Annotated in this window: 19 protein-coding genes; 15 read left to right on the plus strand and 4 right to left on the minus strand. The window is 61.4% G+C overall.

Annotated elements, in window-relative coordinates; all coding sequences use genetic code 11:
• Positions 1-11 precede the first annotated feature (11 nt).
• The 5 genes from GA0004734_RS08520 to GA0004734_RS08540 all read left to right on the plus strand — a co-directional run bounded on the left by GA0004734_RS08520 (position 12) and on the right by GA0004734_RS08540 (position 7,038).
• Positions 12-1,013 (plus strand): glutathione S-transferase family protein, encoded by a 1,002-nt coding sequence (locus GA0004734_RS08520; RefSeq protein WP_092932909.1) that lies wholly within the window; start codon positions 12-14, stop codon positions 1,011-1,013.
• Between the two features lie 75 nt (positions 1,014-1,088).
• Complete coding sequence (locus GA0004734_RS08525) at positions 1,089-3,407, plus strand: Tex family protein (RefSeq protein WP_092932911.1); 2,319 nt, start codon at positions 1,089-1,091, stop codon at positions 3,405-3,407.
• 66 nt (positions 3,408-3,473) lie between these two features.
• On the plus strand, positions 3,474-4,469 hold the full coding sequence (gene galE, locus GA0004734_RS08530) for a UDP-glucose 4-epimerase GalE (RefSeq protein WP_092932913.1): 996 nt from the start codon (positions 3,474-3,476) through the stop codon (positions 4,467-4,469).
• Between the two features lie 196 nt (positions 4,470-4,665).
• Positions 4,666-5,832, plus strand: a complete 1,167-nt coding sequence (locus tag GA0004734_RS08535; protein ID WP_280949478.1) for a nucleotide sugar dehydrogenase — start codon at positions 4,666-4,668, stop codon at positions 5,830-5,832.
• A 519-nt stretch (positions 5,833-6,351) separates the two neighbouring features.
• Complete coding sequence (locus GA0004734_RS08540) at positions 6,352-7,038, plus strand: sugar transferase (protein WP_348626083.1); 687 nt, start codon at positions 6,352-6,354, stop codon at positions 7,036-7,038.
• A gap of 206 nt (positions 7,039-7,244) precedes the next feature.
• Here GA0004734_RS08540 and GA0004734_RS08545 read toward each other — a convergent pair whose 3' ends face one another.
• The gene (locus GA0004734_RS08545; protein WP_175386266.1) at positions 7,245-7,940 is read right to left on the minus strand and encodes a metallophosphoesterase family protein; all 696 of its coding nucleotides are present in this window, start codon (positions 7,938-7,940) and stop codon (positions 7,245-7,247) included.
• A gap of 359 nt (positions 7,941-8,299) precedes the next feature.
• Here GA0004734_RS08545 and GA0004734_RS08550 point away from each other — a divergent pair, with 359 nt between their 5' ends.
• The gene (locus GA0004734_RS08550) at positions 8,300-9,511 is read left to right on the plus strand and encodes a polysaccharide biosynthesis/export family protein (RefSeq protein ID WP_092932919.1); all 1,212 of its coding nucleotides are present in this window, start codon (positions 8,300-8,302) and stop codon (positions 9,509-9,511) included.
• Between the two features lie 291 nt (positions 9,512-9,802).
• Positions 9,803-12,073: a polysaccharide biosynthesis tyrosine autokinase gene (locus tag GA0004734_RS08555; protein ID WP_092932921.1), complete on the plus strand. Its 2,271-nt coding sequence runs from the start codon at positions 9,803-9,805 to the stop codon at positions 12,071-12,073.
• 182 nt (positions 12,074-12,255) lie between these two features.
• Here the strand turns inward: GA0004734_RS08555 and GA0004734_RS08560 are convergent, their stop codons facing one another.
• Complete coding sequence (locus GA0004734_RS08560) at positions 12,256-13,269, minus strand: NAD-dependent epimerase/dehydratase family protein (RefSeq protein WP_092936082.1); 1,014 nt, start codon at positions 13,267-13,269, stop codon at positions 12,256-12,258.
• Positions 13,270-13,598: 329 nt separating this feature from the next.
• Between GA0004734_RS08560 and GA0004734_RS08565 the strand changes: the two genes are divergently transcribed.
• The 8 genes from GA0004734_RS08565 to GA0004734_RS08600 all read left to right on the plus strand — a co-directional run bounded on the left by GA0004734_RS08565 (position 13,599) and on the right by GA0004734_RS08600 (position 22,641).
• Positions 13,599-14,888, plus strand: coding sequence for a glycoside hydrolase family 5 protein (locus GA0004734_RS08565; protein WP_092932923.1), 1,290 nt, complete (start codon positions 13,599-13,601; stop codon positions 14,886-14,888).
• A gap of 54 nt (positions 14,889-14,942) precedes the next feature.
• Entirely contained in the window at positions 14,943-16,205 is a 1,263-nt protein-coding gene (locus GA0004734_RS08570) for a hypothetical protein (protein ID WP_092932925.1), read from the plus strand.
• A 313-nt stretch (positions 16,206-16,518) separates the two neighbouring features.
• Positions 16,519-17,355 (plus strand): WecB/TagA/CpsF family glycosyltransferase, encoded by an 837-nt coding sequence (locus GA0004734_RS08575; protein WP_092932927.1) that lies wholly within the window; start codon positions 16,519-16,521, stop codon positions 17,353-17,355.
• A gap of 256 nt (positions 17,356-17,611) precedes the next feature.
• Positions 17,612-18,730 (plus strand): DUF1972 domain-containing protein, encoded by a 1,119-nt coding sequence (locus GA0004734_RS08580; protein ID WP_092932929.1) that lies wholly within the window; start codon positions 17,612-17,614, stop codon positions 18,728-18,730.
• A 46-nt stretch (positions 18,731-18,776) separates the two neighbouring features.
• Positions 18,777-19,910, plus strand: coding sequence for a glycosyltransferase family 4 protein (locus GA0004734_RS08585; protein ID WP_092932931.1), 1,134 nt, complete (start codon positions 18,777-18,779; stop codon positions 19,908-19,910).
• Complete coding sequence (locus tag GA0004734_RS08590) at positions 19,907-20,839, plus strand: glycosyltransferase family 2 protein (RefSeq protein WP_092932933.1); 933 nt, start codon at positions 19,907-19,909, stop codon at positions 20,837-20,839. Before GA0004734_RS08585 ends, GA0004734_RS08590 begins: the two co-directional genes overlap by 4 nt.
• A gap of 122 nt (positions 20,840-20,961) precedes the next feature.
• Positions 20,962-21,894 carry a glycosyltransferase family 2 protein gene (locus GA0004734_RS08595; RefSeq protein WP_175386268.1) on the plus strand — a complete coding sequence of 311 codons (933 nt, stop codon included), beginning with the start codon at positions 20,962-20,964 and terminating at the stop codon, positions 21,892-21,894.
• A gap of 27 nt (positions 21,895-21,921) precedes the next feature.
• Positions 21,922-22,641 (plus strand): acyltransferase, encoded by a 720-nt coding sequence (locus tag GA0004734_RS08600; protein ID WP_092932937.1) that lies wholly within the window; start codon positions 21,922-21,924, stop codon positions 22,639-22,641.
• A gap of 27 nt (positions 22,642-22,668) precedes the next feature.
• Here GA0004734_RS08600 and GA0004734_RS08605 read toward each other — a convergent pair whose 3' ends face one another.
• Both GA0004734_RS08605 and GA0004734_RS26275 read right to left on the minus strand, forming a co-directional pair.
• Complete coding sequence (locus GA0004734_RS08605; RefSeq protein ID WP_210173747.1) at positions 22,669-23,823, minus strand: endo-1,4-beta-xylanase; 1,155 nt, start codon at positions 23,821-23,823, stop codon at positions 22,669-22,671.
• Positions 23,820-24,746 carry a glycosyltransferase family 2 protein gene (locus GA0004734_RS26275; RefSeq protein ID WP_092932941.1) on the minus strand — a complete coding sequence of 309 codons (927 nt, stop codon included), beginning with the start codon at positions 24,744-24,746 and terminating at the stop codon, positions 23,820-23,822. The genes GA0004734_RS08605 and GA0004734_RS26275 overlap by 4 nt, the downstream gene beginning before the upstream one ends.
• Between the last annotated feature and the right edge of the window lie 2 nt (positions 24,747-24,748).

Raw genomic sequence — 24,748 nt, forward strand, 5'->3', positions numbered from 1 at the left:
GGAGACGGCCGATGCCGCAGCTCGTGAATGGGGTTTGGGAAAAAGGCGATGTCGCCGCCGGCGAAATGAAGGCCGGCGCCTTCCACCGCGAACCGACCAGTTTTCGCAACTGGATCACGCCGGACGGCAGCCCGGGACCGGAGGGTCAGCCGGCCTTGAAGGCCGAGGCCGGGCGTTTCCAGCTGTTCGTCGCCTATATCTGCCCGTGGGCCTCCCGCACGCTGATGATGCGCAGCATCAAGGGCCTGACCGACATCATACCCGTCGCCATTTCGGAGCCCGAACTCGGCGAAAACGGCTGGACCTACGATCCGCCTGCCGATGCCGGGCCGCGCGTCGGTCTGATCCGCTACCAGCACGAACTCTACACGGCGTCCGATCCGCATTATACCGGCAAGGTCTCCGTGCCCGTGCTCTGGGACATCCGCGAAGGCCGGATCGTCAACAACGAGTCGGCAGACATCCTGCGCATCCTCAACGGCGGCTTCGATGAGTTGACCGGGAACCGTGGCGATCTCTATCCCGAACCCCTTCGCCCCGACATCGATCGATGGAACGCGTTGATCTATGACACGCTGAACAACGGCGTCTATCGCGCCGGCTTCGCCCGCACGCAGGCCGCCTATGAGGAGGCTGTCACAGGCGTCTTCGCGACCCTCGATACGCTTGAGGAGCATCTGTCGCAAAACCGCTATGTCGCCGGCCGCCACCTGACGGAAGCCGATATCCGCCTGTTCGTGACGCTGGTGCGCTTCGATGCCGCCTATCACGGCGCCTTCAAGTGCAACCTGCGCCGCATCGCCGACTACCCGCATCTTCAGGCCTATCTCCGCGACATCTATCAATGGCCCGGCATCGCGGAGACGGTTCGGATCGACCATATCAAGCGCGGCTATTACTCCATCGCCCACATCAACCCGACGGGCATCGTGCCGCTCGGCCCCGATCTTGATTTCACCGGCCCGCCAAGCCGGGAAGGGCTCGTGGGCGAGGGGATCGTCCAGCGCACCTGACCGCGCTCTCGCGCTTGGCGTTCCCGCTTGATCTCTCTATGGTCCGCGCGATTCGGAAACAGGAGATCGCGCCTCATGTCGCAGCCAGCACAGACGTCCCAGCGGACGGTTCCGCCGATTGCCCTCCTGATCGCGCAGGAGATCAAGGCGACGCAGGCGCAGGTCGTCTCGGCCGTCGAGCTTCTGGATGGCGGGGCGACCGTGCCGTTCATCGCCCGCTACCGCAAGGAAGTCACGGGCGGGCTCGATGACACCCAGCTGCGCACGCTCGCCGAACGACTGGTCTATCTGCGAGAGCTGGAAGCCCGGCGAAATTCCATTGTCGAGTCGATCCGCGGTCAGGGTAAGCTCACCGACGACCTCGAACGCAAGATCGCCGGCGTGACGACAAAGGCGGAGCTTGAGGACATCTATCTTCCCTATAAGCCGAAGCGGCGCACGAAAGCCGAGATCGCCCGTGAAAAAGGCCTCGGGCCGCTTGCCGAAGCCATCCTCCTCGATCGCCGCATCGCGCCTGCCGACCGCGCCGCCTCGTTTCTTTCCGCCGATGTGCCGGACGTGAAGGCGGCGCTCGAAGGTGCGCGCGACATCGTCGCCGAAGGCATTGTGGAGAATGCCGACCTGCTCGGCCGGCTGCGCGGCCATATGCGCGCCGGCGCGTTTCTTCGCGCGAAGGTCGTCGCCGGCAAGGAAGCGGCCGGTGCCAAGTTCTCCGATTATTTCGACCATTCCGAACGCTGGGCGACCGCGCCCGGCCACCGGGCGCTGGCCATGCTGCGCGGCTGGAACGAGGAAATCCTCTCCGTCGATATCGTCGTGGACGAGGCCGATCCGTCGCCCGTCAAACCGGTCGAAAGCATCATCGCCGCCGCCTGCCAGATCGGCAGCCTGCCCGGCGACCAGTGGCTGATGGATGTCATTCGCTGGACATGGCGCGTCAAGCTCTCCACGTCGCTGTCGCTCGACCTGATGCGCGAACTGCGCGAACGGGCCGAGGAGGAGGCGATCCACGTTTTTGCGCGGAACCTCAAGGACCTGCTGCTGGCGGCGCCCGCGGGCTCCCGCGCCACGATGGGTCTCGATCCGGGCATTCGCACCGGCGTGAAGGTGGCCATCGTGGATGGAACCGGCAAGTTGCTGGAAACCACAACGGTCTATCCCTTTCCGCCGAAGAACGACGTGCGCGGCGCGCAGGCCGAAATCGCAAGGCTCGTCGCCCGCCATAAGGTGGAGCTGATCTCCATCGGCAACGGCACCGGCAGCCGCGAGACCGAGCGGCTGGTTGCGGATATGCTCGCGACCTTGCCGGGCCAGAAGCCCACAAAGGTCATCGTGTCCGAAGCCGGAGCCTCGATCTATTCGGCCTCGCAGGCCGCAGCCGACGAATTTCCGACGCTCGACGTCTCGCTGCGCGGCGCGGTCTCCATTGCCCGCAGGCTGCAGGACCCGCTGGCCGAACTCGTGAAGATCGAGCCGAAATCCATCGGTGTCGGGCAATACCAGCATGATGTCGATCAGGGACGCCTGAGCCGATCGCTGGATGCCGTGGTGGAAGATGCGGTGAATGCCGTCGGCGTCGATCTGAACACGGCATCCGCGCCGCTTCTGTCGCGCGTGTCCGGCCTCAGCCGCGCGACGGCGGAAGCGATCGTCGCACATCGCGATGCGATCGGTCCGTTCAAGACGCGCACGGAACTGAAGACGGTGCCGCGCCTCGGCGCGCGCACCTTCGAACAATGCGCCGGCTTCCTGCGCATTCCCGGCGGCAAGGAGCCGCTCGATGCCTCCTCGGTCCACCCGGAAGCCTATGGCGTCGCCAAGAAGATCATTTCCGCCTGCGGCCGCGATGTCCGCACCGTGATGGGCGATTCTCAGCTCCTGAAGTCGCTCGACCCGAAGGTCTTCGTGGATGACCGCTTCGGCCTCCCGACCATTCGCGACATCCTGTCGGAACTCGAAAAGCCCGGCCGCGACCCGCGCCCGAGTTTCAAGACCGCGACCTTTGCCGACGGGATCGACGACATCAAGGACCTGAAGCCCGGCATGCTGCTGGAGGGAACAGTGACCAATGTCGCGGCCTTCGGCGCCTTCGTGGATATCGGCGTCCATCAGGACGGGCTCGTGCACGTGTCGCAGCTGGCCGACCGGTTCGTAAAGGATCCGCATGAGGTGGTGAAGGCTGGCGATGTGGTGAAGGTGCGCGTGACGGAAGTGGATGTTCCGCGCAAGCGCATCGGTCTCACCATGCGCAAGGATGGCGGCGAGGCGGGCGGGAGGCCTGCATCTCCGGCCGAGCCCCGGCGCGATCATCGGCCGATCAAGCAGGAGAAACCGGCGCCGGCGGCCACCGGTGCGCTGGGCGAAGCGCTGTTGCGGGCGGCAAAGCGAACGTAAGGCGCGACACTTGTCATTTTCCGGCAGGCGTTTCATACCTGATGCAGGAACCGATGTGAGGAACACATGGCAGTATTGGTGACGGGCGGTGGCGGCTATATCGGCAGCCATATGGTATGGGCGCTTCTGGAAGCGGGGGAAGAGGTCGTCGTCATCGACCGGCTTTCCACCGGCTTCCGCTGGGCGATCGCGCCGGAAGCGCGGATGTACGAGGGCGACATCGCGGATGCGGCGCTGCTGTCGCGGATCTTCTCGGAAAATGCCATCGATGCCGTCATTCACTTCGCCGGATCGATCGTCGTACCCGACAGCGTCAGCGATCCGCTCGGCTATTACGAGAACAACACGGTTAAATCGCGCGCGCTTATCGCCAGCGTCGTCGAGGCTGGCATCCCGCATTTCGTGTTCTCCTCCACCGCTGCCGTCTACGGTACGCCGGAGGTGCTGGAACCCGTGTCGGAAACCGTGCAACTGCGCCCGGAATCGCCCTACGGCTCCTCGAAGCTGATGACCGAAATCATGTTGCGCGACGCTGCCGCCGCGCACGACCTGACCTATACGGTGCTGCGCTACTTCAACGTGGCGGGTGCGGACCCGAAGGGACGCTCCGGCCAGTCGTCGAAGACATCGACACACCTCATCAAGATCGCCTGCGCCGTGGCGCTCGGCAAGCGCCCCTCGATGAGCGTTTTCGGTACGGATTACCCGACGCCGGATGGCACCTGCGTGCGCGACTACATCCATGTGTGGGACCTGGTGCAGGCGCATCTGAAGGCTTTGCAGCGCATGCGCGCCGGGGGAGGCTCCCTGGTTGCCAATTGCGGCTACGGCCACGGTTTCTCGGTGCTCGAGGTTCTCGATACGGTCAAGCGCGTCAACGGCTCGGATCTTGCCGTCGCGTTTGCCCCCCGCCGCGCCGGCGACCCGGCCATGATCGTTGCGAACCCGGCTCTCGCCATGAAGGAACTCGGTTGGGTGCCGGAATATGACGATCTCGACACGATCGTCCGCCACGCCCTGGAATGGGAAGACCGCCTCTCGCGGCGGAACGCCACCGACTGATGCCACCGGCCGGATCGTGAGATTGCCTGCCTCCGCATGGGTATCTGCAGCACGTTTCCGTGCGGAAAGATGTCCAGTCGTGTTTGCAACATACAGGTCGTTACGAGGTTGGTTGTCACGGAACATGTTTGAAGTGTTCATCACCCGGCATATTAGGATATGGCGTTGAAGGGTCGTCTTTTTTGGAAAGTGAGTGATGATGAAAGTTGCAGTTGCCGGTCTCGGCTATGTCGGCATCTCGAACGCGATGCTGCTGGCACAGCATAACGAGGTGGTTGCCTACGATACCAATATCGACAAGGTGAACTTGCTAAATGCAGGAAAGTCGCCGATCGTCGATCCCGAGGTCTCGGAATATCTCGGCCGCTCCCTGAATTTCCGCGCAACCGGCGACGCGGCCGTTGCCTATGCCGGAGCCGACTATGTCATCATAGCCACGCCGACGAACTACGACACCGTGACCAACCACTTCGATACGCGATCCGTCGAAGCGGCGATCGCAGACGTGTTCGCGGTCAATCCGACGGCTGTCATCGTCATCAAGTCCACGATCCCGGTCGGCTACACGCAGCGCCTGCGCGCGAGCCTCGGACGTGACAACATCATCTTTTCCCCGGAGTTTCTGCGCGAGGGCAAGGCGCTCTACGACAACCTTCACCCGTCGCGCATCGTGGTCGGTGAGCAGTCGGAGCGGGCGCAGACCTTCGCCGACATGCTGCTGGGCGGCGCCATCAAGAAGGATGTGCAGATCCTCCTGACGGATTCGAGCGAGGCCGAGGCCATCAAGCTCTTCTCCAATACCTATCTTGCCATGCGCGTCGCCTATTTCAACGAACTCGACACTTATGCGGAGCTTCATGGCCTGAACGCGCGCCAGATCATCAACGGCGTCGGCCTCGACCCGCGGATCGGCACGCACTACAACAACCCGTCCTTCGGCTATGGCGGCTATTGCCTGCCCAAGGATACCAAGCAGTTGCTGGCGAACTACAGCAAGGTGCCCCAGGCCCTGATCAGCGCCATCGTCACCGCCAACACGACGCGCAAGGACTTCGTCGCGGAGAGCATTCTGCGCCGCAACCCGAAGCGGGTGGGCATTTATCGCCTGGTCATGAAGGCGGGCTCGGACAACTTCCGCGATTCGTCCATTCAGGGCATCATGAAGCGGCTGAAGGCGAAGGGCATCGAGGTCGTGGTCTTCGAGCCGGCGCTGCCGGGCGAGGATTTCTTCAAGTCGCCCCTGATCCGTGATCTCGAGGTCTTCAAGCAGACCTGTGACGTCATCGTCGCCAATCGCTACACGCCGGAACTGAAGGACGTGGCGGCAAAGGTCTACACGCGGGATCTGTTCGGCTCGGACTGAGCCGGGTCAGGTCCGCTGCGGTGTACATGTGAGATAAAAGGGCGCATGTCGGGAACGGCGTGCGCTCTTTGCATTTGCCGCATGAGGATCATCCATCACAGCGAACTGACGCTATGCAGAATGAGGCTCCAGGTTGCGATCGATAAGCCGAAGGCGGCGGATAGGCTCTTGAGGCGAAGGGTCATCGGGCTCTCCAGGTCGTTTCCGGAACCCTAGGCGCACGCATCTTATGACGCCGTTAAATCCAGCCTGAACGGCCTCCAAACCCGAGAATTCCAGAAGACACAGCTAAAAAACGGTTCATTTTTCGTGCTTTCCGACTAGAGGCGTGCGGCATCCGCATGCTTTCCCTGGCCGCGTCGTGACATGCGATCCGCCAGCCATGCATTTCGCGCATAGCAGCCGTCCATAGTTAATCAAGTGTATATTGCTTAGTGACTCCTGATTTAGAGTGAGGCATATTGCGATGCAGCATGAAGATGCGTTCGCTCGGAGGTTGGTATGAAGGAGTTTGGTGCGATGACATACGTGACCGCGGTTCCGACCTCGCCAGCCGCCTATCGCGGTCCGCTGACGACCGTCGGGCATTCCGGAAGCCGAACGGCGCATCTGGCGGCGAAGCGCGCGCTCGATATCGCCGTTTCTTTCACGGCTCTGGCGAGCCTGCTGCCGTTCTTCGTTCTCGTCTGCATCGCGATCCGGCTGGAAAGCAAGGGCTCGCCGATCTTCAGCCAGGTCCGCTGGGGCGTGAACTGCACGCGTATCCGCATCTACAAATTCCGCAGCATGCGGACGGATCTCTGCGACGCCAGCGGCGTCGCGCAGACGACGAAGAACGATCCGCGGATCACCCGTCTCGGGGCCATCCTCCGCAAGACCAGTATCGACGAGCTTCCGCAGCTTGTGAACGTGCTTCTCGGGCATATGTCGCTGGTCGGCCCGCGCTGCCACGCCGTCGGCATGCTGGCGGCTGACCGTCTCTACGAAGACCTCGTGCCGCATTATCACGATCGTCATAGGATCAAGCCGGGCCTCACGGGCCTCGCCCAAGTCCGGGGCTTGCGCGGCCCGACGACGGACGCTGCCAAGGCCCGCGCCCGCATTGCCTGCGACATCTACTACATGCACAACTACTCGTTCTGGATGGATATGAGCATCATTGGCCGGACGATCATGTCCGAACTGCGCGGCGGTAGCGGGTTCTGAAGATGCAAGCGCGCTGGCGGGCTCCTTACGCGGTCGCAACGATGCGCCGCCTGGTGTCACGCTCCCGTTTTTCATGAGATGATGTCTGTTACGGGCGCCGGTCGGGCGCCCTTTTTCGTTCTGCCGTAGCGCGTGAAGGCCCGTTACAAGGGCTCTGGTGCACGTGTGTTCGCTTGGCAGCGTCCGGAGCGCAGCCGCAAAGCCGATCAGATGAGGCTGGCAACCCCGTTGGCGATCTTGAGGACGGTCAGACGACCGCTCCGGAAGGCCCCTGTGTCGAGAGCGATACGATCCTCGCGAAACTCGGGCTCCCGCACGATCGTGTGCCCGTGGACGACGACCACCGGCATCTGCGGGCCGTCGGTGAGGAAGGGCTCGCGAATCCACATCAGGTGTTCGTCCGTCTGGAGATCGAGCGGCCGGCCGGGGTAGAGGCCGGCATGAACGAAGATATGCCGGGGGCCTATGCTGGCTGCGACCGGAAGCAGTTTCAGGAACAGCTTGTGCGAGTCGGGCACGTGCGACCGCACGGCCTCGGCCAGCTTGCGGGGCGAGGCCGAGAGCCGAAGGATGTCCGCATCATACATGCCGTAGGAGCGCAACGTCTCGTGTCCGCCCAACGACAGCCAGCGGCGCGGGTCCGCCTGCGTGCAGAGAACGGCATGAAAGATCTGGTCGTGATTGCCGCACAGCATGATCCGGTGCGCTTTCTCGATGGAGCCCTCGATCAGGTGCTCGATCACGCCGGCCGAATTCGGCCCGCGGTCTACATAGTCTCCGAGGTAGACGATGATCGCCGTTCTCTCCGTAACCTCGCGATCCGCCGCTATTCGCCGTTCGGCTTCATGGAGGGCATGCAGGCAGCCGTGAATGTCCGGGACGACATAGATGCTCCCACCCATATCCCACTGTCGAAGGTCCAGTCGTTGTCGAGGGGCGGCTTGCCTCTCTCTACGCTGTGAATTTTGTTTCAAAGGCGTCCACATTATTTAAGGCATCACTGTACATCGTGCGCCTGTCAAGATAGTCGTATAGCCAAGGCCTTAAATGACTAAAATCTCAAAATCTAAAGTCAGCAACGATAATTTAATGAATGCTTAACCACGCTTCTTCATTCTTGCGTTAGAAGGCGCTTGTGGAGTGCGTGATTCTCGAAACGCTCTGGGCATGGCTGGCTGGTCTCAAATCGCCGCATCCGGCAATCGCTCATCGTAGTCTATTGAAGGTCGCTGGTCTGCACGACCTATTGCAGGAGAGTTTCTTGTCATACCGTCTGTGCATCAGCGTTATCGCTCTATCCGCGACGACCTTCGTCGCCGGCTGCACCTCCCTGCCGAGTTCGGGTCCAGCTTCGGAGCAGGTCGAGCAACAGGCCGCCCTCAAGGTGGTGAACACACGGTCCGTGTCGCGGAAGCGGCCTGGCGTCGATTATGCGCTCGTCGATATCAGTGCCGCGGTTCTCGCCAATGTCGCGCAGGCGACGACGCCGACGTTGCAGGGCAGCTTCGGCAACCGTCGCGGCGGCGTGCCGAACCTCCCCTTGGGGATCGGTGACATCATCAGCGTCACGGTGTTCGAGTCCCAGTCGGGCGGTCTGTTCATTCCAGCCGATGCCGGCTCGCGCTCCGGCAATTTCGTTACCATGCCCAACCAGACGATCGACCAGAGCGGGCGCATCTCCATTCCCTATGCCGGTCGCATCCGCGTTGCCGGGCGGACGACGAGTTCCGTGCAGGACGAGCTCCAGCAGCTTCTGGCCAACCGCGCCATCGAGCCGCAGGTGGTCATCTCCAAGGTTGCCAGCCGCTCGGCCCAGGTTGCGGTTCTCGGTGACGTCAATAGTCCGGCCAAGGTCGAGCTGACGGAAGCCGGCGACCGTATTCTCGACGTCATCTCCCAGGCGGGCGGTCTCAGCACCCCCCGTCTCGAGACCTATGTCACGCTGCAGCGCGGCCCGCGGACGGCCACGGTCCTCTACGACTATCTGATCAACACGCCGGCCGAGAACATCTTCATGGTCCCCGGCGATACCGTGATCGTCAACCGCGAGCGTCGCACCTTCCTCGCCTTCGGCGCATCCGGCCAGAACGGGCGCATCGATTTCGAGGATGCGGACCTGACGCTCGGAGAGGCGCTCGGCAAGGCCGGCGGTCTTCTCGACAATCGCGCCGATCCCGAGCAGGTGCTTCTCTACCGCGTCGTCGATCGCAACTTCCTGAAGCAGCTGCACGTCGATGTCAGCCGCTACCCGAGCGATCAGATCCCCGTGGTGTTCCGCGCCAATCTGCGCGATCCCTCCGCGATGTTCATGATCCAGAAGTTCCCGATGCAGGACAAGGACATCGTCTACATCACCAATTCGAAGGCAACGGAGCTGATCAAGTTCCTCGACGTGGTGAACTCGGTGTCCTCGACGGCATCCGGCGTTTCGACCGACATCGTGAGAACACGCGATGCCGTGAAGGATCTGTAGGAACAGTATGTCGAAGGGCGTCCGGAAGAGACCGGGCGCCTGTCCACGGCGGAGAGACGATTTCAAGCTCTGATCTATGGCGGGGCGAGGGTAACAGCAGAAGGCAAGGTCAAGTCGCGAGACGTCAACGCGTGCGGCTAGGGTATCCTGTCGATTGATTAAGTGTAAGTCTATGCCTACTAAGTATTAAATTGCTGCGTTGCAAAAAAACATCTGGTTTTACAGTGTCCATCTCTGCCATGATGGTGCGAAACAGTCGTTCCGGCGTTGCATCATTAAGGCGTACAGACATTGGATAAGGCCCAGACAAGCGAGTTTCTTCCTTCTCAGAACGAGAGCGGGATCGATCTCAACGAGATCATCTCCACCATCAAGCGGCAGTGGAGGATCGTGGCGCTGTGCGGCATCCTGATGCTGTTTCTCGGTGCCGCGTTTGCCTTCACGGCGACGCCGAAATACACGGCATCCTCGACGCTCTTCATTGATGGCGACAACAAGCAGATCGCCGATCAGCTGCTCTCCGACGGCAACCGGAACTCCGGCTACCCGACGCGGGACGATGACGCGACGGTGCTCAGCGAGGTCGAGATTCTGCGGTCCGAGCGCGTTGCCACCCTTGTGGTCGAACGGCTCGACCTCACGAACGCCCCCGAATTCCAGAAGCGAACGCCATCGCTCGTGTCCACGGTGGTCACGACACTGAAGTCGCTGGTCGCTTCGGACACGGCGCCGAAGGCGGAGGATGTCGAGGCTCTCAAGCAGAGCGTCAAGGAAGCCCTGATGCGGAACACCTCCGCATCCCGCGTCGGCCGGACCTATATCCTGGAGGTCGAGTACGTTTCCCGATCGCCCGAAACCGCGGCGAAGATCGCCAATGCCATTGTCGATGCCTATCTGGAGGACCAGTACAACTCGAAGTTCGATGCAACGCGGCGCGCCAGCGACTGGCTGCAGACGCGGATCGAGGCGCTTCGTCAGAAGTCACTCGACAGTGACCTGCTCGTGCAGAAGTTCCGGGCGGAAAAGGGCCTGATTGCGACCGGCGGCGAACTCGTCAGCGAGCAGCAGCTGACGCAGATCAACACCAATCTCGTCAAGGCACAGAGCGCGGCAGCCGATGCCAAGTCCAAGTACGACAGCGTTCAGGCTGTCGTGGCGAGCGGCGATATCCGTTCGGCCGTCGTCGGCTCGCTCGAAAGCCCCGTGATCAACAAGCTTCAGCAGGAGGCACTCGACGTGTCCCGGCGCGAGGCCGAGATCTCCAAGCGCTTCGGCCGGGAGCACTATCAGGCCGTTCTTCTGCGCTCCAAGCTTCAGGAATATGACGAGGTCATGTTCAAGGAGCTTCGCCGCATTGCCGATACCTACCGGCAGGAATACGAGGTTGCGTCGGCGAGCCAGAAGGCCCTTGAAGGACAGGTTGCTGCGGCAACGAGCACCTCTGCCGTCGCAAACGACGATCTCGTCCAGCTGCGCGAATACGAGCGCGCGGCGGAAACCTACAAGACGCTCTACGAGACCTATCTCCAGCGCTTCCAGGAAGCGAGCCAGCGGGAAAGCTTCCCTGTGACCGCTGCCCGCGTGGTCACGCGGGCAGAGCCTCCCCAGGATGCCAGCTACCCGAAGAGGCCGCTGATCCTCGCGCTCGCTCTCGTCATGGGCTGTGGCGTCGGCGCGGCCATCGGTGCCTATCGCGAGTTCGGGGAACGGTTTTTCCGCACGGGCGAGCAGGTCCAGAAGGAACTCTCCATGGAGTTCATCGGCCAGATCCCGCTGGAAAAGCACGAAGCAGGCGGCGCAAAGCTGGATGCGTCTCGGGTCGGACCCCGCGGCGTGCTGAGCAAATCGAACCTCGATCGCTACATCATCGATCATCCGCTCTCGTCCTTTGCGGAAACCATCCGCAGCGCCAAGATCGCGGCGGACTTCAAGGCGGGGCATAAGCCCGGCCGGGTCATCGGGATGGTTTCGGTCCTGCCACGGGAGGGCAAGTCCACGGTGGCCTTGAACTTCGCCCAGCATCTGGCCAAGCAAGGTTCCCGGACACTGCTGATCGACGCCGACTTGCGCAATCCCGGCGCCACGCGCGCCATCGGTGCCAATGCCCGCAGCGGCCTCTACGAGGTGCTCAGTGAAAGCCAGGCAGTGGAAGACGTTCTGTTGACCGACGTCGAAACGGGCCTCGTTTTCCTGCCGACCATCATCAAGCAGCGGATCCTGTTCTCCGCCGAACTGCTTTCGTCGGACGCGATGAACGACCTGCTGGCCTCGTTCTGCAAGACCTTCGATTACGTTGTACTCGATCTCCCGCCGCTCGGCCCAGTGGTCGACGCGCGCGCCATCTCCAGCAAGATCGACAGCTTCCTGATGATCATCGAATGGGGTTCAACGGCACGCCGGATCGTTCGGACGGCCGTCCAGACACACCCCGGCATCATGCGCAAATGCGCAGGCGTCATCCTGAACAAGGTCGATCTGAGCAAGGTCAAGCTCTACCTTCACCAGGACGAGAACTTCTACCACAACAGTCGCTATGGCGATTATTATCTGGAAACCAAATAGGCATGTCGGGCCGGCGCTTATCAAGGAGCGCCGGTTCAGGTGCTCGAGGTTCTCAAACGCCGTGTTTCATCTGTGAAGCCACCGGCACGACAGTCGGCGTAGTCTCACGCCTCGTTGGCTGGCCGTCCCGACCTTTATCGTCGGCGCTGCACATCTCTTCCGGTTTGAGGAAGGATGCTGCCTCAAGCCTGGGGATAATGTTCGTCATACCAGTCGACGAACCGGCCGACGCCTTCGGCGAGCGTTACCTTCGGCTGGAAGCTGGTGAGCGCCTTGAGCAGATCCGGCGACGCGTAGGTGCGCTGCATATCGCCCGGCTGCATCGGCAGCATGTTCTTGATGGCCGTGAGGCCGAGCCGCTGCTCGATCGTTTCAATGAAGGTCAGGAGTTCGATCGGTTGACCACCGGCGATGTTGACGGTGCGGAAGGGTGCATGGTGCGACAGGCTGTCGGCCACCGCGCCATCGCGAAGGCGAGATGCTTCCGCGGGAACGGCCTGCGACAGCCGAAGAATACCGTCCACGAGATCATCGATATAGGTGAAGTCGCGGCTCATGCGCCCTTCGCCATAGACGTCGATGGGGCGTCCCTGACGAATGGCTTCCACGAACTTGAACAAGGCCATGTCGGGCCGTCCCCACGGGCCATATACCGTGAAGAAGCGGAAAGCCGTCGTCGGTACGGCAAAAAGGTGGGCATAGCTGTGCGCCATCAGCTCCATGGACTTCTTGGTGGCCGCGTAGAGCGACATCGGCTCGTCCGCGCGATCGTCTTCCTCGAACGGCACCTTTTCATTGGAACCATAGACCGAAGAGGTCGAGGCGATGAGCAGGTGCTGCGGCTGGATGTCCCGCGCGATGTCGATGACGTTGAACGAGCCGACAAGGTTGGAATCGATGTAGGAGCGGGGCTCCTTCAGGCTGTAGCGAACGCCGGCCTGCGCTGCGAGATGAAGGATGACATCGGGCTTTGCCGTCTCGATGGCCGCCGCCAGCGCAGCGCGATCCTCCAGCCGGCCGATCACACCGGTAAAGCCTTCGAACCGTTCGAGTAGGGCGTGCCGCTTCCGCTTCAGTTCCACATCGTAATAGGGCGTCATAGCATCGAATCCGACGACCGTATGGCCCTCACTGACGAGGCGGTAAGCGAGGTGAAAGCCAATGAAGCCAGCGGTTCCGGTAATAAAATAGCGCATGCTCATCCCATCAAGGCTTACGAAGAGGCCGTCGCCCGATCGGGAGATCGGATCATATGCCACGCCATGGGCCTTTAACCCGCACAAGGCGACCTGTCGACATAGGAGAAGGCCTGACGCAGCTTGAAGATGAAAAATATCTAATGTAGGCTTCGCAAAGTTGATGTCCGGCCGGTTCACGCAACCAGCCTGCCAATCTGGCACGGTTGCAACGGCGATGACCTCACCGAAAAGGTTTCGAAGGAGTGCAGTTTGGACGATACAGCTATCCGAATCGTCTTTGGGCATTCCCGCCACGCGGATGATTGCCGCCTTGCGGTGCAGTCTCCGTGATCGGCAGACCGCACGTTCCCCAGCGCATCACCGCACGTCACGGTTTCTGGCGCAGTCTCCTTGCACCCGTTCTCGCCCTTGTCTTTGCCGCGGCCCCGCTCACGGCGCCCATTGCCACAGCCGATGACACGCAGCCCACCTTCCGCGTGAAGAAAGGCGTGAATGTCTTTCCCTTTCTCTGGACGCCGACGCCACTGAAGAATGGCCGGTTCCTTGGCGCAGGCTATGTTCCCGTCAGGTCTTATTTCCCGCTCTCGAACTTTTCGGGCATCAAGGCCATGGGCTTCGACCATGTCCGTCTCCCGGTCAATGTCGGCCCCCTAGTGCTCGCCAGTGCGGACGAACTGCAGGCGCGCGCCGACTACGTCTTTGCCCAGGTGGATGCCATTTCCGCACTCGGCCTGAAGGTTCTCGTTGATATTCACACGCCGGACAAGGACCGAAACTCCCCTTACGACGCCCAATCCCTGGTCGAGGGGCCGGGGATGTTCGACGCTCTGACACGCGTCGTTGCCGCGTTTGCCGAGAGGACGGCCAGCCGTCCGTCAGATCGGGTGGCGTTGGAACTCTTCAACGAACCGCAGATCGAATGCCAAACAGTCGGGCTCTGGGAAGGCTACCTGAAAACGCTGGTCTCCGTCGCGCGTCGCATTGCGCCGGATCATACGCTCGTGGTCACCGGCGCCTGTGGCGGAAGCCTCTTCGGTCTGCTTCGGCTCGACCCCTCAAGCTTCGACGATCCGAACATTCTCTACTCTGTGCATTACTACTCGCCGCCCGAGTTCATCTTCCAAGGCTATGCACCGGTGACGCAGGATCGTGCCGCCCGGTATCCGCCTTTGTTTCGATGGCCCGCCACCGCGCAAGGGGCAAGCGAATCGGTCCTCGCATTCGGTCATAGCGTCGCCGATCTCTGGAGCAAGCCGTCGTCTTGGGGGTATATCAGCTCTCGGTTCTGGCAGCTCGTCGTCTACTACGGCCGTGGCTATGATGCCGGTGATATCCGGCAGGACTTCGAGGGCGCGCTTGCCTGGGCCGAACGCTACGACATCCCTCCCGAACGCCTGTATCTCGGCGAATTCGGCGCGCCGAGACCCAAATTGGGTCTTCTGCCGGATTACAATGCCGATCGGCTTGCCTGGCTGTCTGCGGTGCGCCAGCAGGCCGAGGCGAGCGGTATTCCCTGGTCCTATTGGTGTTACGGCAGCTATTTCGGCCTGTTCGACGAGGCCAGCGGCGAACGGGACGCGGACATGTTCGTCTCGCTTGGTTTGAACATCCCCTAAAGCTGAAGCCGGCGACCTTGCCGGTCCAAACCATCTCCGGATCTTGAGGATTTCATGACGAAGCCCGTGTTACTGCTGCGGTCGGTCGCGGCCAAAGCCAGCCGTGTCAGCCTGTCGATGGCGGGAACGCTGGCGATCGCCGGGTCGAACTTTCTTCTGTCGCTCGTGCTGATCCCGCTGCTCGTGCCGGCCGACTACGGCTTCTTCATCTTCGGGCAGGTGCTCACGGCCTTCAGCTACAGCATCGTGAATGCCATGGGCGGAACGCCGCTCTCGATCACGCTGAACAGGGGCACCCCGGACTGGCAACCGGAGTATCTGGCCATCATGAAGGTGGATGCGATTCTCTCCGTGCTCGCCGGCCTGGTCGCCATCGGGTCCGGCTTCGTGTTCGACATGCCGCTGCCGGTGACGCTCTTCATGGGTTTGTTCACCTTCGCGGCAGCGCTTCGCTGGGGTTTTCGCTGTGCGGAGTTCGCGCGTCACAGGGTGAAATCGACCGGTATTTCCGACTTGATCTACGCCTCCGTCGTCGTCATCGGTTGCGTCGTCATGTTTTTCGGACATTGGGGCGAGACGCTTCTGGTGGCCAGCATCACGGTGGCGACGGCCGCCAGCCTCTCGGCGATCTATCTCTGGCTGTCGCTGGAGAACGTCGATGGCAGGAGCCGGCTCTCGCACTATGCCGGTGTCTGGAAAGGCCAGTCTCGCTGGGCGCTTCTCGGCGTTGTCACCACGGAAATGACCTCCAACGGCCATGCCTACCTCGTCACGCTCATGGCAGGGCCGCAGGCCTTTGCGCCGATCGCCGTTGCCGCATTATTCTGGCGCCCGCTGACGGTCGTTCTGCCCTCGCTGATGCTCATCGAACGGCCGGTCATGGCGCGGCAGCTTGCCAAGGGTGATGTCGAGGGCGCTCGCAGCACGGCCAGATCGTTCCTCCGCATCGTCCTGACAATTCTTGCCGGCAATGTCGTCCTGGCCGTCGCCGTCACCCTCATCTTTCACGACAAGGTCGCGAGCCTGCCCTATGAGGCGAGTACGCTCTATGTCGCCTGCGGTCTCTGGTTCATCGTGGTTCTCATTCAGTCGATGCGCATTCCCGCAAGCAGCCTCATCCAGGCGGCGCGGCAGTTCAAACCTCTCGCACAGACCAGCCTTGTTGCCGCACCCGTCACCATGACGATCGCGGCGGTCATCATCTACACGGTGAGCCCGATTGCCTCGATCGTCGGCATCATCGCGGGTGAGGTTGTGATGACGGCGCTCGTCTTTCGCCTGACGCGTCGGAAGCAATTGTTCGATCACCCCGTCTGATCGTCGCTGTCGTTCATCTAGGGTTGTATGAAATCACAAAATGTGCTCATGGAATGTGCTTCCCACCATAAACATTGGAGTACGCCTCGGTTGCGTTCATCGCGAGGGATATTGAGATTCCATTCATAAAATATCTTTTAGTGATGCTTAACTTAGACTAGGTATCGTGGCGCATGAGAGGAAGGGGCCTTGGAATGCACTGGCTGAACGCATGCTTTTCAGGGTCTATCCGTCAAAGGGTTAATGTCGCCCAATTTGCCGCGCCCACAGTTCTCTCTCTCCATTCGTGTGCCGACGGAACGAATGTTGCGGGATGCCGGAAAGCGTGAATACCCTTCTAGCTCCGACCAAAGAAAGCATCGTGCCGAAACAAGCAGAAAACGAAGACTCGGTGATCGTTGCCGGGGTCAGGGTCACGCGGAAAAGCCGTGCCGAACTGACCGACCATGTCGTGCAGGCCACGCTCGATGCAACAGCCCATGCACCGCGCCTTTTGTTCGATTTCAATGGACATGCGGTCGGCCTCTGCCGATCCGATCCACGCTATGCGGAGAGCCTGGTGAAGGCCGACGTCGTGCACGTCGACAGTGAACCGCTGGTCATGGTATCGCGCCTGCTCACGACGACGCCGGTGCGAGGGCGCAGCGCGACGACCGACCTCTTCTACGATTTTGCCGAAGGTTTCCAGGCAAACGGCATTTCCTGCTATTTTCTCGGCGCGACCGACGCTGTCATCGAGGAATGCGTCGCCCGCATGAGTTTCCTTTATCCCCAGTTGATCATCGCCGGTTATCGCAACGGCTATTTCGATGAGGCCGCCTTGCCGGATGTCGTCGCGGACATCAATGCCACGAAGGCGGACGTCCTGTGGGTCGGCCTCGGCAAGCCGAAAGAGCAACTCGTCTCGCTGATGATCCGTGACCACTTCGAAGGTCGCTGGATCATTACATGCGGTGGTTGTTTCGATTTTGCTGCGGGCCATTACCAGCGTGCACCGCTGTTCCTGCAGGAGATCGGCCTCGAATGGCTGCACCGCATGGTGCTGCGCCCCAGGCAGCTATTCTGGCGTTACCTCACGACAAACCCGGTCGCTCTTTATATTGCATTGCGGCAGACACGGGCTGTGAACGTGCCGAAGCGCAGAGCGTAAGCCTGCTGTTACTTATTGAAATCGTTGAAAAATGAACCTCACAGGAAATTTTTTTTTGCATTGCAGCAAAACTATGCGATAGCTTTCTACTAAATGAGATTAGAATATTCGGATACAGGCATAGGAGTTGAGCCTGTCCGGTTGAGGATGGTCTCCTCTGGCCCGTCCTGAGGTCATGGCAGGTGCTTATCGCGCCGCTCCCGACGTCATGACGAGCATATCTGTCTGGGTCCGAAGTGTGACAGGGGGCAATCGCATGGTCGAACAGTCGAAGACTGTCGATACGAGCCGCAAGGTGGTGAACATTCTTGGCATTCGCGGTATTCCTGCGGCCCATGGTGGATTCGAGACCTTTGCAGGTCGCCTCGCTCCCTATCTGGTCGAGCATGGGTGGACGGTGAACGTCTACTGTCAGGAAAGCGGCAAGGCCGATTACGAGGACGATTGGAACGGCATTCACCGCATCCACATTTCCAGCGATGCCATAGGCTCGAAGGGAAGTGTGGTTTTCGACAGGAAGTGCGTCGCCGACGTTTGCGAGCGGCCGGGGATCGATCTCGTTCTCGGCTATAACACCGCCGTCTTCAACACGCTCCAGAGGCTCAGAGGCCGCAAGGTTCTCATGAACATGGATGGCGTCGAATGGCGCCGGGACAAGTGGTCGTTTCCCGTGAAGATCTGGCTCTATGCCAACGAGTTCATCGGAGCCAATATCAGCAATGTCGCGATCGCCGATCACCCCGAGATCGCGCGCCATCTGCGCCGCCACGGTTGCAGCAACGCGGTAATGATCCCGTATGGCGCCGACCGGATCGAGTCCGCACCGGAAAGCCTGATCGAACGCTACGGCCTGAAGAGCGGCCAGTATCTCATCTCCATTGCCCGTGCCGAGCCGGAAAACTCGATCCTGGAGATCGTCAGCGCCTTTTCCAGCAAGAAGCGAGACATCAAGCTCATGGTGCTTGGAAACTTCTCCCCGGACAATGCATACCATTGCAAAGTTCGGGCTGCAGCGTCGGACGACGTCGTTTTCCCTGGCGGCATCTACGAACCCGAGGTCGTCTCCGCCCTGCGTTACCATGCTCTGGCCTACCTCCATGGCCATCAGGTCGGCGGCACGAACCCCTCGCTTGTCGAAGCGCTTGGTGCCGGCAACCCGATTATCGCCCATGACAACCGCTTCAATCGGTGGGTTGCCGGCGATCAGCAATTCTATTTCGACAGCCAGAGCGCGCTTGAAGCGCTCATCGACCAGATCGGCTCCGGCCTAGACCTCAAACAGGCAGGGGCTGCGGCCGCTGCACGTCATCAGGCGGAATTCACCTGGCTGAAGGTGAACGCAGCCTACGAGGCGCTGCTTCGGACGTGCCTGTGACCGTGGCGGCGTCGATCATGACCGAAGACAGGCCGGGGAGCCACGCTTGAAAATTCTCTGCGTACATCCGAACATCGAACTTTACGGTTCGGACAGAAGCTTTCTTCAAGTCCTCGAGGCTGTGAGGGCCGCCGATCCCGATGGCTCGCTTGATGTCCGTCTCGTCGGCGAGGGGCCGATCACACCGCATGTCGAGCGCGCCTCGACCCGCATTCTCTACGGACCCATGTGGGTCCTGCGAAAAGCAGACCTGAAGCGGATCGTGCTGACGGCCCCCATCAGTTTCCCTCTTGCCGTGCTGCGTGCCCGCAGGGTGATCCGCGAGTCGGGCTGCGATCTGCTCTATATCAGCACGCTCGTACCGTTCGACTATCTTGTCGCTGCCAGGTTCTTCAAAGGGCCAACGATCTGCCATGTCCACGAGATACCGACAGGCAAGGCGATGACCATCTTCTCGCGTGTTCTCGCCTTCAGCCGCAGCCGGGTCATCTTCAATTCCAAGGCGACAAGCGATGCCTTCGTCGTCCCGGTCGGGACGGGGCAGTCGGTCATCTATAACGGGGTCGCCGCACCGGCAGTTCAGTCGGATATCCCAGCCTCGGGGCCGCTCAAGCTTCTTCTGATCGGCCGCTTCAACGCGTGGAAAGGCCAGCAGGTTCTGGTCAGGGCGATAGCGGCCCTGGCACCGGAGATCCGCGATCGCGTCGAGGTTCGTCTGGTCGGTGGCGTTTACGGTGGCCAGGATCACTTCGTTGACGACGTCAGGGCGTTGATTACGGCGTCCGGCCTGGAGCGCTCGGTCACCATCCACCCGTTCGTCGATGACCCGTCCGAGCATTTCCTCTGGAGCGATGTCGTAGCCGTTCCCTCGACGCTTCCCGAGCCCTTTGGCCGTGTTGCAATCGAGGGGATGAGCTACCATCGCCCCATCATCGCCGCCGATCACGGCGGCCTTTCGGAAATCGTTGAGCATGGCGAAACCGGGTTCCTGGTGGCACCGGGAAGCGAGACGGCGCTGGCCGAGGCACTGGCCGCGCTTGTCGCCGACAGGTTGCGCTGCAAGGAGATGGGGGATCGCGGTTTCTCGCGGTTCGAGGCGCTTTTCTCCGAGGAAGCCTATGGCCGGAACATGGTGGCGGCCTTCGGTTTGGACAAACCAAGAAGCGGATCGCAGACATGAGCATCGACAATCTCTTCATCGGAGTGATTACCTTTCGGCGCCCGAAAGGCCTTCGTCGGGCGCTGGAAGGCATCGCCGCGCTGACCTTCGAAACCACTCCGCCACCGATAACGGTGATCGTCGTCGATAACGATCGGGATGGTCCGATGGCCGGGCTGATCGAAGAGATGCGGCCATCGTTTCCCTTTCCCATCACTTACGCCGTCCACCCGGAATCGGGCATTCCCTTCGCGCGCAATCGTGTGGTTGCGGAGACGAAGGGCGCGGATGGAGTCATTCTCTTCATCGATGATGACGAATACCCTGAGCCTGAATGGGCAGACCAGTTGCTGGCGAAATACCGCGCTACCGGTGCCGAGGCGATCCTCGGGCCTGTCATCTCGGAGTTTGAAACGACCCCACCGCAATGGGTCTCCGAAGGCGGCTTCTTCGTTCCGCGGAGATTCGCGGACGGCGGTGTCGTTCCTTTCGGAAACACGGCCAATATCCTGATCGACCTCAAGGTTTTCAAGGCTCTCGGCCTGCAGTTCGATCCGCGGCTCCGATTTACCGGCGGGGAAGATACGCTGCTGGGCATGATGATCCACAAGAAAGGCGGGCGGATGCTCTGGGCAAGCGAAGCCAGGGTGCACGAGCTTGTTCCGGCTTCCCGCGTGTCATCGAAGTGGCTGATCTCGCGCAAGTTCCGCGAGGGCAACACCTATGTGCTCTCCGAAAAACTCTCGGGATGTTCAATGATTCGGCAGGTGTCGTTGTTTCTGTCGGCCGTGGCACGTGTCGGCGGCGGCGTTGTCCTCTGTCTTGCGGCACTGCCGTTCGGCACGGCGAGGCGGGTCAAGGCGGTCTCGCGTACGGCCCGCGGCCTCGGCATGCTGAACGCTTTCGCCGGTCGCCGGTACGACGAATACAAGACGATCCACGGATCGTGAATCTTTCGCTGGAAGGAAGGAGGTGCCGAGAGAATGCCGTTCGACAACGCATCTTGCCAGCGTATGGCCACAACGCGGTGGCCACTCTCCGGTTCGGACACATCAAGAAGCGGATCGCAGACATGAGCATCGACAATCTCTTCATCGGATTGATTACATTTCGGCGCCCGAAAGGCCTTCGTCGGGCGCTGGAAGGCATCGCCGCGCTGACCTTCGAAACCACTCCGCCACCGATAACGGTGATCGTCGTCGATAACGATCGGGATGGTCCGATGGCCGGGCTGATCGAGGAGATGCGGCCATCGTTTCCCTTTCCCATCGCTTACGCCGTCCACCCGGAATCGGGCATTCCCTTCGCGCGCAATCGTGTGGTTGCGGAGACGAAGGGCGCGGATGGAGTCATTCTCTTCATCGATGATGACGAATACCCGGAGCCTGAATGGGCAGACCAGTTGCTGGCGAAATACCGCGCTACCGGTGCCGAGGCGATCCTTGGGCCTGTCATCTCGGAGTTTGAAACGACCCCACCGCAATGGGTCTCCGAAGGCGGCTTCTTCGTTCCGCGGAGATTCGCGGACGGCGGTGTCGTTCCTTTCGGAAACACGGCCAATATCCTCATCGACCTCAAGGTTTTCAACGCTCTCGGCCTGCAGTTCGATCCGCGCATGCGGTATACGGGCGGAACGGATACGCTGCTTGGCATGATGATTTACAAGAAGGGCGGGCGGATGCTCTGGGCAAGCAACGCCCGGGTTCGCGAGATTGTCCCGGCTTCCCGCGTGTCATCGAAGTGGTTGATCTCGCGCAAGTTCCGCGAAGGCAACACCTATGTGCTCTCCGAAAAGCTGTCGGGATGCTCGACCAAGCGGCAGGTCTCCCTGTTCCTGTCGGGTCTTGCACGTGTTGGCGGAGGCGCTGCCCTGTCCGTCGCAGCGCTGCCCTTTGGCACGGCAACGAGGGTCAAGGCCATCTCGCGCGCGGCCCGCGGTCTGGGCATGCTGAACGCTTTCGCCGGCCGCCGGTATAACGAATACAAGACGATTCACGGTTCGTAAGGGCCGCGCCAACAAAGGAAACAAACAGTGGATGCTTTTCTGCACCGCATCTTCGCAGCCCTCCTGCGGTTGGTCGGCAAGACCTATGCGATGTCGCCCGAGCTTCCCGCCGGCTATTTGGTGAACACACTCGTGCGACGGTTGGTCTGGCTCTTGCGGGCGCTGCTTCGGGGGCGGTACAAGGTCTTCATCGGTCCGGGCGTGAAGATGCGCGGCGGCAGCCGCATCAGGATCGGCCGGTTCTCCACCATTGGTGCCCATTGCCAACTCGATGGCTACGGGCGCGAGGGGCTCCTCCTTGGGGAGCGGGTCAATATCGGCGACTATACGATTATCGGCATCACCAACCACCCGAGCCAGTTGGGTAAGGGCTTGAAAATTGGCTCCGACAGCGGCGTCGGGCAGTATTCCTATTTCGGCGCGCTCGGCGGCATCGAGATCGGCAGCAATGTAATCATGGGCCAGTATGTCTCGTTCCATGCCGCAAGCCATGTTTTCGACCGCACGGATATCCCGATCCGCATGCAGGCCTCGACCGATCTCGGCATCCGCATCGATGACGATGTCTGGGTCGGGTCAAAGGTAACGTTTCTCGATGGCGCCCATGTTGGCGCGCACAGCGTGGTCGCTGCTGGCGCCGTGGTGCGCGGCACCTTTCCACCCTATTCGGTCATCGGCGGCGTGCCGGCAAAGCTGCTGAAGAGCCGCCTGAACGAAGCGTCGCTGAACGAGACGCCCTCGACCTGACGTCGATCGCGCCGCGTCTCGTCTCCATCAGGACTCTCGAAGCGCACCGGCGATCGCGTCCCAGAGCGGTTTCTTCGCAAGGTTCTCATCGAGCGGCAGCGGGCGGAGTTTCTGCCCCTTGGGCGGCTGTTGCTCGGGATCTTCCGGAATCCAGAAATACCGGTCGCTGAGACCCCAGCTGAGAAAGCCGGCCAGTGCCTTGGAGTCGAGCGCGACATCGAGAAACCGACGCCCGAGCGCCGCCACTTCGGCATCACGTATGGCGGGATCGGCTGGCCCCTTCCGGTCGGTAATGTCGAATTCGGTGATCGTGATCTTCAGACCCATCCCGGCGATCTCGGCGAGAAAGCCGGCAAATACATCTTCATCGAACGCCTTGTCGAAGGCGATGAGATGTCCCTGGATGCCGACCATGTCGATGGGAACGTTGCGGGCCAGGAGACCTTCGAGCAGAAGCAGCATGGCCCTGCGGCGAGCGCCGTACCAGCTTCCCGACATCTCGACACCATAGTCGTTGTAGGCAAGAACGGCATCGGGCGCGACGGCGCGGGCATGGTGGAAGGCGTCGTCGATATAGCTGTCGCCGAAGGCCTTGAACCAGGGCGAGCCGATTCTGCGGCCGAGAAAATCGCCCTCCTCGGGCGCGACGGCCTCATTCACCACGTCCCAGACGGGAACGCGGTTTCCATACCGTCGCATTGCCGTCTCGATATAGTCGAACATATGCGTCTTCAGGGAGGGCGCTTCCGTGAGAGCCGCCTCGAGCCATGCGGGGTTGGCGAGATGCCAGACCAGCGTATGCCCGCGCATCAGCATGTCGTGGTCCTGCGTAAAGCGCGACAGTCGATCGGCACCGCTGAAGTCGAAGCGACCGGGCGAGGGTTCGGTGATAACGCGTTTCAGCTCGTATTCCGGAACGATGGCGCTGCAATCCGCGATGACCGCCGCTGTGAAGGCAGGATCCTCGGTGATCTGCCCGCTCTTCATGGCGGAGCCGTAGAAGAGCCCGCGGCGAGCGGCAAGGTTGCGCAGGCTGTCATGGCTTTCGGTCGCAGAGGAGGGCGCGATACTGTTCGCCAGTGCGGCGCTCACAGGCGAAACGCCCGCGAACCTCCCTGCAGCGCCCGCCCCGATGCTGAGGCTCGCGCCTGCGAGAAACTGCCGTCTGAGAAATCCGGTCACGAGGGTATCCTTCGTCTGCGCGCCACCAGCCGGTCGGCCAGCCGCCGGTAGCCATCGCCATTCAAGAGCAGCTGCAGGGCGATACGCAGGGCAAGCTTTGGCGGATAGGCGCCACTGAGAAGCGCTTTTCCGTAGAGCCCCCAGGCCTTGCGCGGTTCCGCCCGGATCAGCGTCTTGGCGACATGCCAGCCGCGATAGCCGGCATAGGCCCTGTGCGGGATCTGTCCGCGCAGATCGTCGAGCCACGTAAAGCGCGCTTGGCTCGCCGCGGATGATGAGGACAGGCGATCGGCGCCCCGCTCGTCCGACCAGATGGCGCCCGGCGTCGGAGCCATGATGAACCTGCATCCTTCCAGCGAAAGCCGGATGGCGATGTCGGTGTCGTCGCCGAAGCTGATATCCGGGCGATAGGGCACTGTCATGGCCCAGGATCGGGGAACGACCAGCGTGCTGGTCTGCACGAAGCCGCCGCGGCAGACGAGATAGTCGGCCATCGTCTCGTCATCCCGGATGCCACGAGACGGCTTCACGAATGTCCGGTTCTCCCCTCGATCGGCGATAACCTGTGCATAAGCTGCCGTATCCGTCCGTCCGGTGAGCAGCTCGACCATGGTGGTGAGGTGGTGGGGAAGGAAGCGATCGTCTGAATCGAGGAAGGCGACGAGTGCGCCACGGGCCTCTTGTACGCCTCGATTGCGCGCGACCGATGCACCCTGATTTTCCTGCCGGACGAGCCGGATGCGGAGATCGCCTATGGTGGCGATGGCGGCGCGGGGATCGTCCCCGGACCCGTCATCGACCACGATCACCTCGAAGTCCTGAAACGACTGCGCCAACACCGATTGCAGGGTCGCGCCGATAAGGTGCGCCCTGTTGAAGAGCGGGATGACGACGCTGACCTGCGGGTCCGTGCGCGCGGACATTG

The sequence above is a fragment of the Rhizobium sp. 9140 genome (genome assembly GCF_900067135.1).
GTDB lineage: Bacteria > Pseudomonadota > Alphaproteobacteria > Rhizobiales > Rhizobiaceae > Ferranicluibacter.